This window comes from Bacillus sp. AK124, from assembly GCF_053903085.1.
On record NZ_CP096378.1, the window covers coordinates 3,590,192 to 3,601,917 of the forward strand.

Below are 11,726 nucleotides of genomic sequence, written 5' to 3' on the forward strand. Positions count from 1 at the left end.
CCGAATGTTGGAAATATTTCATCTTTTAGACCCCCGCCTGTTAAAGCGGGCGGTCGATTCTACGCTAAGCCTAAACGTTCAAAAATGTAGTCGACGTTTTTCAAGTGGTAATTGTAATCAAAGCAGTCGTTAATTTGTTCCGGAGACAGTCGGGACGTAATTTTTTCCTCAGCCTCGACAAGCTGGCGGAACGGCACTTGTTTCTCCCATGCTTCCATCGCTTTCGGCTGAACGGTGTCATACGCTTCTTCGCGCGCCATGCCGGTATCAATGAGAGCGAGTAGAACGCGCTGAGAGTAGATCAATCCGAGTGTACGGTCCATGTTGCGCTTCATGTTTTCAGGGAACACGGTCAAGTTTTTCACAATGTTGCCAAAGCGGTTCAGCATGTAGTTCAGCGCGATCGTCGCATCAGGCAGAATGATGCGCTCTGCTGACGAATGCGAAATGTCGCGTTCATGCCAAAGCGGTACATTTTCATAGGCGGTCAGCATGTAGCCGCGGATGACGCGCGCCATTCCCGTCATGTTTTCCGAACCGATCGGATTGCGTTTATGCGGCATGGCAGAAGAACCTTTTTGGCCTTTTGCGAAAAATTCTTCGACTTCGCGGGTTTCGCTTTTTTGGAGGCCGCGGATCTCAACGGCGAATTTCTCGATGCTTGTCGCAACTAGCGCCAGTGCAGCCATATAATCGGCGTGGCGGTCTCGTTGCAGCGTCTGTGTTGAAATCGGCGCCGGTTTTAAGCCGAGCTTCTCACATACGTACTGCTCGACGAATGGATCGATGTTCGCGTACGTTCCGACGGCGCCTGAAATTTTACCGACTTCGATGCCTTCTTTCGCCTGCTTGAAGCGTTCCAGGTTGCGCTTCATTTCTTCATACCAAAGGGCGAGCTTCAAGCCAAATGTCGTCGGTTCTGCATGCACGCCGTGTGTGCGTCCCATCATGACCGTATATTTATGTTCCTTTGCTTTTTCTTTCAAGATGTCAACAAATCTCTCAATGTCCTTGAGCAAAATATCGTTCGCCTGTTTTAATAGATAGGAAAGAGCTGTATCGACCACATCTGTTGATGTCAGTCCGTAGTGCACCCATTTTTTCTCTTCGCCAAGCGTTTCCGATACGGCGCGGGTAAATGCGACGACATCGTGGCGCGTGTCCTGCTCGATTTCAAAGATGCGGTTGATGTCAAATGACGCTTTTTCCCGCAAAACCTTCACATCTTCTTTCGGAATGACGCCGAGCTCAGCCCAAGCTTCACAAGCCAGTATTTCAACCTCCAGCCATGCTTGGAATCTGTTTTCATCCGTCCAAATCGCAGCCATTTCCGGTCTTGAATAACGTTCGATCATTGTTTTCGTCCTCCATCTCTTTCAATCCACTTTTCTGTCATCTTCCCGATCCATTCATTGTCGGGTGTTCTTAAAAATGTGATATGCCCCATTTTGCGGCCCGGTTTGACTTCATGCTTTCCGTATATATAAAGCTTCGCTTCTTTTAATAGTTCGGGATCTTCTTCAGCCATGTACACTTCATCTCCGAGAAGGTTTACCATCATTCCTTCCTTCAGAAGGTCCGTTTTGCCGAGCGGCAGTCCGCAGACAGCACGGATATGCTGTTCAAACTGGCTCGTTTCGCAAAGATCAAGGGTGTAATGGCCGGAATTATGCGGCCGCGGCGCTAGCTCATTGACGAGAAGTTCGCCGTCTTCTTTCAGGAAAAGCTCAACGGCCAGTGTTCCGACAAGCTGAAGCTTTTCGGCAAGCCTGAGGGCAAGTGCTGCCGCTTGTTCCTGAACCGCTTTATCGGCCCGTGCCGGGACGATGCTCTGGAATAAAATATTTTGTTTATGGATGTTCTCTGCCGCCGGAAAAACGGTTGTCTCTCCGTGAACCGATCTCGTCACGATCACGGACAATTCCATTTTGAAAGGAACCCAGCTTTCCAAAATGCATGTGCCGTGCTGTAAAAGTGCTGCGGCTTCCCCGATTTGTGCTTGTTGTTTCAGGACGTACTGCCCTTTTCCGTCATACCCGCCGCGGCAAGTTTTCAGCACCGCCGGAAGACCGAGCTCCGCTACGGATGCTTCCAGTTCCGTCCGGTCGTGAATGATTCGGTACGGGGCGACTTTGCAGCCCGCTGATTCAATCGCTTTTTTCTCGGTTTCCCTGTTTTGCGTAAGGAGCAACAGCTCGCTCCCTTGCGGAAGGTAAGCGTGCTCTTTCAGCCAGTTCAGCGCATCATAATCGATGTTTTCGAATTCATAAGTAATCACATCGCTCGCTTCGGCAAGCTTCCGTATCGCTTCGCGATCATTATAAGCAGCCGTAATTTCAAGGTCTGCGACCTGTCCGCACGGTGATGAAGGGACAGGGTCAACAACAGCGATTTTATAGCCCATTTGTTTGGCCGCGACCGCCATCATTTTGCCAAGCTGTCCGCCTCCGATAATGCCGATTGTCGCTCCCGGAAAAATCGTTTGTTTATACAAGCTGATCACTGCTTTCCAACACGGTTTTTCTGATGCTTTCCCTTCGTTCATCCAATCTTCCGGCAAGCTTTTCGTCAAAAGCTGACAAAATCTGCGCCGCAAGCAGTCCGGCGTTGACCGCTCCCGCTTTGCCGATGGCAACGGTCGCAACGGGTACACCGCCCGGCATTTGAACGATTGAAAGCAACGAATCGAGACCGTTCAGCGCTTTTGACTGAACCGGCACACCGATGACGGGCAGCGTCGTTTTGGCTGCGACCATTCCCGGCAGGTGAGCGGCTCCGCCCGCTCCGGCAATGATGACTTTCAAGCCTCTTTCCCGCGCCGTTTCGGCATATTCGAACATTAAATCAGGCGTCCGATGTGCGGAGACGACCTTTTTTTCGTACGGAATTCCCAGTTCATCGAGGATGCCGCAGGCATGTTTCATCGTTTCCCAGTCAGATGTGCTTCCCATGATAACACCAAGAAGAGGCTGCATATCTTTTTGTCCCACCTTTAGCTGTTATTCTTCGCATATAAAAAGCCCGGCATGTATTGCATTTGTAGGAAGCAACACAAACCGGGCATGGCGCGTGTATCGTCAGTTAGTCCGCTTCTCGCGATCTCCATGTCAGTTTATTGTCCACTTTCCTGCATAGTCCGATGATTTACGGTCATCGGGTAGAGACTTATGGGCCATATTCCCAAGATTATATGAGGATGTGTTTTCATGTCATGTTTATCTTAACAACGGACTGTGATAATGTCAACGACATTATCGAACGATAGTATATTTTGTTGTTCTAATGTTCGGGTTTAGAGTAATTTACCTTCGAATATAATTTTTCTTCCGCACGGAACAACCTGAATCGTTCCATTTTCCTTTGTTTCTTTGAAGACCGGCTCCTCCATTCGACGCACCGGTGTATAGCCTTCTTCCTGCATCTTCGTCAACACGGATTCGATCGTTTCGCCTTCCGTTACTTCAAAGCGCTTTTTTTTCGGCTTTGTCATTATTCTTTAATTCTCCTTTTCTTTACGGCTTTCACCCAGAATCCGCCGTGTATCGTCTTCGGTTCATAGGAAATGATAAATGCTTTTGAATCGATTGATTTAATCGTTTCGTACAGCTGCAGTTCGTATTTTCTCGGCGTCAAAATCTGCATCGCCGTTCTGTCTCCCTCAAGTCCGCCGACGACCCAGTGGGTGACGCCGTAGCCTTTTTCCCTGAGCTGTTTCGGCAAATCCAAATCAAGCTCTTTCGTAATGGCGTTAACGGTAATATAGCCCAAAGCGAGCTTTTCTTCAATTTTCGTGCCGACGATGATTCCGATTCCAAATCCGACCGCGTAAGCAATCACGTTTTGGATTTGATTTAAATTATCTAGAACGAGCCCCAGCCCGACGACGTAGACAAGCATTTCGATTGTCCCGATAAAAGCGGCGAGATACCGCTGGCCTTTAAGAGTCAGTATCATTCGAAGGGTTAAAAACGTTACGTATATAATATTGATAACCAGAATAATTCCAACCATGATCACACCATTCAATAGTGCTGAGTGAAGCAATTGAAATCCCTCCTTTAGATGCAAAGCAATCATATTCTACTAGAGAAATTCTCCATACACAATCCTGTAATGGCCCTGCTTCACCACAAAATTTTTCGACATTGCTCACTCCCATCAGTTTACCCTTTTTCTGCCGGTTTCAAAGCATTGAAACACAATTAAAAAAGACGTTCAAATGAACGTCTTTCAGAGCTGGTGCTTATGATCCCGCTGACGATCTCCAACGGATTCGCTCAGTTTGCGGTGCTCCTTTTCCAAATCGCTCAGCGTGTATGACGAGAGGTCTTTCAAATTGTCCAGCCGCCCTGATTTTGCAAGCTGCCTGATTAAATACTCCTTTTTTTGTTTTACAGCTTTTCGAAGAAAGTTAGCCATCGATCACTCCCCCATCTTATTGGTTAAAATATATATTATTCTTATGAGTCAACTCAGAATTAATGCGGAGAAAAAACCGGTTCTTCAAGAAGAACCGGCAATATCTCCTTAAACAGGAATAAGCGACGACAACAAGTATCCGCCTACCAGCTTCCATGTTGCCGCAACGAATACCAATTCAAGCAAAAAGACGGTAAACACACAGTACATCAGGTCAAACCGCGCTTTTTCGCTTTTTTCATAAATCGATTGAATCAGCGTAAAAGTCCCGAATGTCAATCCCATAAAGATGACGATCGAGAGAATCACCGTCGCGGCCGTGAAGTTGATAATCGCGAATATCATCCACAAAGCGGCGGGGACGATAAACGGAACCAATAGAGAACCGTACTTTGCCGTGATATCGAAAAATGAAACTTTATACCTGAGCATAAAATTCGATACAACCCAGCTCGATGCTGCCATCCAAAACATGAAAGCCATGCAATAGATAAACACAACCAAAAACACTTCCAGGAACGGCACTGACACGCCGAACCCGAGAATTCTCCCCCTGCCCGCAAGCAGCTGATAAAAGTTGCCGAGCGAAAAGAAAACGGCTAAAAGCGTCATTGAAATAACGGAATACTTAAAATAAGACCGGTCAAAATCAAGTGCGCTGCGCACCGGGGATTTTAAAATATCGAGCACAAAGCTGAAATAGCGGAACAAAGCGGCAATCACGCTCTCCATCACCGATTTGACTTTCGCCGCAGACGGATTCGTCTCCTTGCTTTTCTTCGCTTTTTTCCGGGAATTCCTCGACATCCTCGAAGCAGGTTCTTCTATATCATCTTCATTTCGTTTGTGATGTTCTTCAATCATATAAGCAACTCCTATTCTATTCAAAAGCTTTACATAAATGAAAAGCACTTTTATAAATTACATAAGCTGTGTGAAACAGTCAAGACAAACCTCTTTTTATCATAGATGCGGCAGCCCTTATATATGACGAAAAACGAAGGCGGAAGGTTCCGTTTTTAATGATTTGAAAATAAAAAAGGCTTGTCCAAATGAACAAGCCTTTTTCGCACAGCACACCTTATTTCAAGAAAATGAAATAAAGAATGAATACAACAGCCAATCCGTACATAATCGGATGGATCTCTTTTGCTTTGCCTTTAAAGATCATCGTGATCGGGTAGAAAATAAATCCGATCGCGATTCCGGTGGCGATGCTGTATGTCAGCGGCATCGCGATCATCGTGAAGAATGCTGGCACCGCAATCTCAAACTTCGTCCAGTCGATTTTGTTGAGATTCGCCACCATCAGCACGCCGACGATGATTAAAGCAGGCGCCGTCACTTGCGAAGTGATAACGCTGAGGACAGGCGAGAAGAACAGCGACAGCAAGAACAAAGCGCCTGTTACGATCGCCGCAAAACCGCTTCTCGCTCCGGCCGCTACCCCGGCACTTGACTCAACATAAGCGGTCGTAGTCGATGTACCAAGGATCGCTCCGGCAACAGTTGCGGAAGAATCGGCAAGCAAAGCCCTGCCAGCGCGCGGCAGTTTGTTATCCTTCATCAAACCGGCTTGTGATGCAACCCCCACCAATGTACCGGCCGTATCAAAAAAGTCGACGAATAAAAACGTTAAAATAACGACAAGCATCTGCACCGAAAAGATATCGTGAAGGTGGATAAAGGCTTGTCCAAATGTCGGTGCAAGGCTGGGAACAGCACCGACAATTTTGTCAGGAACATCAATCTGACCGAAGATCATGCCGACAATCGCCGTGAGCAGCATACCGAAGAAAATGCCGCCGTTCACGCGCAATACCATTAAAATGACAGTAATGATCAGTCCGAAAACAGTCAAAAGAACGGGACCTGAATGAATATTTCCAAACGACACAATGGTATCCGGGTTGGATACGACGATTTTGGAGCCCTGCAAACCGACGAAAGCGATAAACAGACCAATTCCCGCACCGACAGCCATTTTCAGCTCATAAGGAATCGAATTGATAATTTTTTCCCTCAAACCGGACAGCGAAAGAGCGATAAAAATTAGTCCGGAAACCATAACGCCGGAAAGGGCCGTCTGCCATGGAATCTGCATGTTCAGAATAACGGAGAATGCAAAGAATGCGTTAAGCCCCATTCCGGGCGCAAGGGCGATCGGATACTTCGCAAGCAGCCCCATGATAAAACAGCCGACAGCTGCTGAAACCGCTGTTGCCGTAAAGACCGCGCTTTGATCCATTCTCAATGCATCCGGGAAATTTTCCACCGACGCCAGAGAAAGGGTAAGCGGGTTGACGATCAAAATATATGCCATGGACAAAAATGTGGTAAGTCCGCCGATCATTTCTCTCCGGTAGTTTGTACCCAATTCTTCAAACTGAAAGTAACGCTTCAAAATGGTATACTCCTCTCGTTTGTCTGTCGCTTTTATTGTTTCAAAAACCTTTGCTTTTAAACAAAAAACGCCCCAATTGGCGGGACGCTTGACTACGGCATATTTCATACTGAAAAAATGTTTTTTTCACGGACAAAATATTGTATACAAGCGTAGTCAAGCTATTTACGGTAGCTTGGTAGAAACTTATGGGCCATATCCCCATGATTATACGACAAGTCTTTTTTGAATTACTATACTATTGTAGCAATATCTAACGCTGAACACAATACAAAAAAACGAACATTAATGATTTTAATGTTCGCTTCGTTCGTTGCTTTTTCCAGATTCTGACCGTGGTCTGCAGCGGGTTAATTCCCTGTTTTCTTCAATTCAATCAAGTGCACCTTGTGATCATTGAAATAAAATTCAAGCACCACGTCTCTTTTTTTATCCTGATATTGTATTCCGGTTTCATACCCTTCGACAAACCAAAGCTCTTTATATTCTTTTCCATATACTTCGACCACTGTTTGAAGTGTATCGTTGATTTTGATGCCTTTTGCAATAGTCACGGTTTGAGCGGAAGAAATATTGAACAATAGCACAATTTTCTCCTGTTTATCTATTTCTGCTTTTACGCCTGACATATTTTTGGCTTTATATTCCACAACCCCTGTTCCACTTTTTACAAATCGATGGTCATTTTTAACGCTGTCGCCGATTTTTAAGCCTGCAATACTCTCGTTTTCCAGACTGACGGATGTAAAGTTCACCGTTGCAGCAAAATAAAAAATGAACGCAAGTACGGCGAACAGACAGAGGACGCCTGATAAGGCCATTCGGGAAATTATTTTTTTCTTGAGCAGAAACAGAGCTGTTGCGGTGATGAAAGCAATGAATATAACTGATTCCTCTCCCAATAAAAAAACGCCCCAGCCTCATAAAGGCTGGGGCATTTGTCTTATTCCCACTCGATTGTTGCAGGCGGCTTGCTCGTAATGTCGTAAACCACACGGTTAATGTGCTTCACTTCATTGACGATCCGTGTCGAGATTGTCTCAAGGACATCCCAAGGAATTCTCGCCCAGTCGGATGTCATGCCGTCAATCGATGTCACGGCGCGAATGCCGATCGTATAGTCATAAGTTCTTGCGTCTCCCATGACGCCGACGCTGCGGATATCAGGAAGAACAGTGAAGTATTGCCAAATATCTTTTTCAAGATCAGCTTTGGCGATTTCTTCGCGGAGAATCGCATCTGATTCGCGGACGATTTCAAGCTTTTCATCCGTCACTTCTCCAAGAACGCGGATGCCGAGGCCTGGCCCCGGGAACGGCTGGCGCCACACGATTTCGTCAGGGATGCCGAGCTCGGTACCGAGCGCACGCACTTCGTCTTTGAAGAGCGTATTCAGCGGTTCGATCAGTTCAAACTGCATGTCTTCCGGAAGTCCGCCGACATTGTGATGCGATTTGATCGTCTGAGCTGTCGCTGTTCCGCTCTCGATAATGTCGGTGTAAAGCGTTCCCTGTGCAAGGAAGTCAATACCTTTCAGTTTTTCCGCTTCATCGTCAAACACGTAGATAAACTCATTACCGATGATTTTACGTTTTTGCTCAGGGTCTGAGACGCCTTTAAGCTTGTTCAGGAAGCGGTCTTTCGCATCAACTTTGATCACGTTCATGTTGAAGCCTTCACTGAACGTCTTCATCACGCCTTCCGCTTCGCCTTTTCGAAGGAGCCCGTGGTCTACGAAAATACAAGTGAGCTGGTCGCCGATCGCTTTATGGATCAAGACCGCAACGACAGAGGAGTCAACCCCTCCGCTCAAGGCGCACAGTACTTGCTTATCGCCGACTGTTTCGCGGATTTTCTGCATTTCAATCTCAATAAAGTTTTCCATTGACCATTCGCCGGCACATTCACAAACACCGAAAACGAAGTTTTTCAAAAGGTCGTTTCCGTATTCTGAATGGCGGACTTCCGGATGGAATTGTACGCCGTACCATTTCTTATCCTTCTTGCTCATTGCTGAATTCGGGCAATGATGGCTTGTCGCATCAACGGTAAAGCCTTCTGGAACTTCAACAACTAGATCACCATGACTCATCCAGACGACCTGTTCGTTTGGAAGATCTTTAAACAGATCCGGTTCACCCTCGATATGAATGTTCGCTTTTCCGTATTCGCGCTGGCTCGCCGCTTCTACTTTTCCGCCAAGGTAATGCGTCATCAGCTGCATGCCGTAGCAAATGCCAAGAACAGGGATATCCAGTTCGAAAATCTTTTCGTCGCAGCGGAAAGATCCTTCGTCATAAACGCTGTTCGGACCGCCGGACAAAATAATTCCTTTCGGATTCATTTCTTTAATTTCCTCTGCCGTCAATGTATGAGGATGCAATTCACTGTATACACCAAACTCACGAATGCGGCGGGTAATCAGCTGGTTGTACTGACTTCCAAAATCCAACACAAGAATCATTTCATTTACTAACTTCGTCATGGTGTCACCTCTTTATCAAATTGTCTTTTTGCACAGAAAAAATGGCGGCAGACACAAGGCCGTCCTGCCCCCATTCACGGGACAAGGCCCGGCTTGTCCGATAGATAAGCCGCCGAGCCTGCCAGCAAGAATATATAAGGGTTTTTAATATTCATTTATTCTAACAATACGACTGAAAGCGGTCAAGACTATCTCTTTTTAATTAAATTTTCCCATAACTCCGCCGAATCATTCCACAGCTTTGCGGCGTCTTCCTTTCGATACAAAGCCCGTTCATATTGCCGGGTCAAAGCTGTCATTTCACCGTTTTGAAAGCGTTCATCAACCGTCTTCGCAAACTCGCGCAGCGTCTGTCCTTCTTCTTTTTGCATGCCTTGGCGCTTCAGCTGGCGGAGCAGCTCTTCGTAAGCTTTGAAGAAAACCGCGCCATCACGCCGTTTTTTCAGCCTGTTGATGATGATGTGCGGCATCCATTTTGCCCTTGTAAAGTAAAGCACCGCTGTCAACGCCAGCAACAGACCGAGTACGGCCGCACCAGTCAAAAGGGTACGGTCTGCATCCCCGCTGCCGGCATGAGAACCGCCATTGGCATCACGCTTTGTCTGAGGTTCGGGCTTCTCTTTGTTGTCTTGTTCTTTTACATCCTGCGGACGCTGACCTCCGTCGTTTTTCTTATCATCTTCTTTTTTATCAGAAGCCGCGCCAGATTGCCGGCCGCTGGACTCTTCAACGAGCTGCTCCGGATTTAAAAAGCCTTTCGTCGGTTCAAACGTAACCCAGCCTTGTCCTTCAAAGTACACTTCAACCCAGGAATGGGCATTGTTGTTTGTCACCTCGTAAATCGTCCGTTTCCGGTCTGCCGTCGTTCCTGCATATTCACCGGATGTATAGCCTTTCACCCAGCGGGCCGGTATTCCGGCCGACCGCAGCAGCACGATCATAGCTGTGGAAAAATTGTCGCAGTAGCCGATTTTCGTCTCAAATAAGAACTGATCGACATAATCCTGCTCTCCTTTAGGAACAGCCACATCTTCCGTTTCATAAGAAAACTCGGAAGAACCGAGATACTTCTCAATCGCTTTCGCTTTGTCATATATATTATCTTCGTCTTTCGTTAAATCGTGCGCCAATGTTTTCACGCGGTCGGGAAGGGAAGTGGGAAGCTGCAGATACTTCTCATGGCTTCTGCTCCATTTTCCCTCCGACTCAAAGCTGACCTTCCTCAGCTGATCAACATCAAAGACGGGTGATTTATAGGTGGCCGAATAGCTTTCCAGGTTCTGAATGTCCGCGCCTGTCTTGCCGGCCGGTTTTATTTTCTCTGTGTTTAAGTTCATGCGGAGCGGCACAAAGAAATTGTTGAGCTTGATTTCAGTCGTCCCAATCGGATACAGGACGTGATCGTACCGATAAGCCGGATCGATATCGACGATCGCTTTGCGCGTTTCGGTCTTCACGCCTTCGTCGTACCACTGGTAATCCAGCTCACCCTTGTCAAGCTGGATGGACGCGCCCGTTTTTTCGTCTTCAATCCAGCCTTTACCTGTATAGCGGCTTTTCGTTTCCACCCTGAAATAGCTTCGTTCATTTCCCTGCCACGTAAATACCCATGTATCGTCTTTTGAAAATGGCCCGCCCAATGCCTCATCATTCGTTCCATAGCCGACTTTGCTTTTGCCTGAGGAAGCAAAATCGCCTGTCGCAGCCGTCTGCAGAAACGGCACCGGATCAGGCCAGACGGGATCGGCTTTCGGCGAGACCGCGCCGATGCAAACGGCAGCGGCAGTCATCAATAAGAGCGGTGTAAACCATTTGGCAAACCGCGATCTTGAGGATTTTAACGCTTCTGATTCCCTGATCCGTTCCAAATACAGCAGGCCGAGAAGCAAAAAGCCGATCAGCACGATCCGGACGATCGCATATGATGCGTCAAACGGCGTAAATGTATCGATCACCGCGATATAAACAACGGTCATGATAAAAAAGAATAAAATTCTGCGCTGATAGATCACCCAGTAATGCAGCAAGTATACAAGCAGCCAAAGAAGGACGTAAAAGAGCAGCGTCCGAAACAACGGCGACATATCCCGCCACATGCCGGAGAAAATATAGGAGAAATTTTGATTTAAATCCTGAAAAAGCAGGGCAATCCATGAAGGTGAAAACACCGATCCTTCGTAAAAAATCGTGTGCAGCGCAAACAGAACGAAGCCAAGGCTGACCGGAAATCTGATAAACCAAGGGACCTTAAAAAATGTAAGCAAGAATACTAAGGCAATAAACAAAATAAAAAAGACGGTGTGCCCCGTATCGGTAAAATACTGCAAAGGACGCAGCCATTCCCACAGAAGCAAAAAGGTTAGGACATAAAAAAGCAATAAACCGAAACTGTTTCTTTTTCCCCCGGACAACATTTTC

General features: G+C 46.8%; 11 protein-coding genes and 2 riboswitches. All 11 genes read right to left on the bottom strand.

Annotation, left to right across the window (positions count from 1 at the left end; translation table 11 throughout):
- Nucleotides 1-59: 59 nt before the first annotated feature.
- Nucleotides 60-1,355, bottom strand: coding sequence for an adenylosuccinate lyase (gene purB, locus M1E06_RS18050; RefSeq protein ID WP_020450435.1), 1,296 nt, complete (start codon nucleotides 1,353-1,355; stop codon nucleotides 60-62).
- Entirely contained in the window at nucleotides 1,352-2,494 is a 1,143-nt protein-coding gene (gene purK, locus M1E06_RS18055) for a 5-(carboxyamino)imidazole ribonucleotide synthase (protein ID WP_025810313.1), read from the bottom strand. The genes purB and purK overlap by 4 nt, the downstream gene beginning before the upstream one ends.
- Entirely contained in the window at nucleotides 2,487-2,975 is a 489-nt protein-coding gene (gene purE, locus M1E06_RS18060; RefSeq protein ID WP_020450433.1) for a 5-(carboxyamino)imidazole ribonucleotide mutase, read from the bottom strand. Before purE ends, purK begins: the two co-directional genes overlap by 8 nt.
- A 136-nt stretch (nucleotides 2,976-3,111) precedes the next feature.
- A riboswitch (purine riboswitch) is annotated at nucleotides 3,112-3,214 on the bottom strand.
- Nucleotides 3,215-3,292: 78 nt separating this feature from the next.
- Complete coding sequence (locus M1E06_RS18065) at nucleotides 3,293-3,490, bottom strand: NETI motif-containing protein (RefSeq protein WP_020450432.1); 198 nt, start codon at nucleotides 3,488-3,490, stop codon at nucleotides 3,293-3,295.
- Nucleotides 3,490-4,011 (bottom strand): DUF2179 domain-containing protein, encoded by a 522-nt coding sequence (locus M1E06_RS18070; RefSeq protein WP_369878949.1) that lies wholly within the window; start codon nucleotides 4,009-4,011, stop codon nucleotides 3,490-3,492. The genes M1E06_RS18065 and M1E06_RS18070 overlap by 1 nt, the downstream gene beginning before the upstream one ends.
- Nucleotides 4,012-4,230: 219 nt before the next feature.
- Nucleotides 4,231-4,419 (bottom strand): hypothetical protein, encoded by a 189-nt coding sequence (locus tag M1E06_RS18075; protein WP_020450431.1) that lies wholly within the window; start codon nucleotides 4,417-4,419, stop codon nucleotides 4,231-4,233.
- A gap of 108 nt (nucleotides 4,420-4,527) precedes the next feature.
- Complete coding sequence (locus M1E06_RS18080; protein ID WP_020450430.1) at nucleotides 4,528-5,283, bottom strand: BAR domain-containing protein; 756 nt, start codon at nucleotides 5,281-5,283, stop codon at nucleotides 4,528-4,530.
- 217 nt (nucleotides 5,284-5,500) lie between these two features.
- Entirely contained in the window at nucleotides 5,501-6,823 is a 1,323-nt protein-coding gene (locus tag M1E06_RS18085) for an NCS2 family permease (protein ID WP_020450429.1), read from the bottom strand.
- 133 nt (nucleotides 6,824-6,956) lie between these two features.
- A riboswitch (purine riboswitch) is annotated at nucleotides 6,957-7,058 on the bottom strand.
- 115 nt (nucleotides 7,059-7,173) lie between these two features.
- Nucleotides 7,174-7,725 carry a hypothetical protein gene (locus M1E06_RS18090; protein WP_020450428.1) on the bottom strand — a complete coding sequence of 184 codons (552 nt, stop codon included), beginning with the start codon at nucleotides 7,723-7,725 and terminating at the stop codon, nucleotides 7,174-7,176.
- A gap of 41 nt (nucleotides 7,726-7,766) precedes the next feature.
- Nucleotides 7,767-9,308, bottom strand: a complete 1,542-nt coding sequence (gene guaA, locus M1E06_RS18095; RefSeq protein ID WP_020450427.1) for a glutamine-hydrolyzing GMP synthase — start codon at nucleotides 9,306-9,308, stop codon at nucleotides 7,767-7,769.
- A 188-nt stretch (nucleotides 9,309-9,496) separates the two neighbouring features.
- A complete protein-coding gene (locus M1E06_RS18100; RefSeq protein WP_020450426.1) occupies nucleotides 9,497-11,722 on the bottom strand; it encodes a DUF4129 domain-containing transglutaminase family protein in 2,226 nt (741 codons plus the stop codon).
- Between the last annotated feature and the right edge of the window lie 4 nt (nucleotides 11,723-11,726).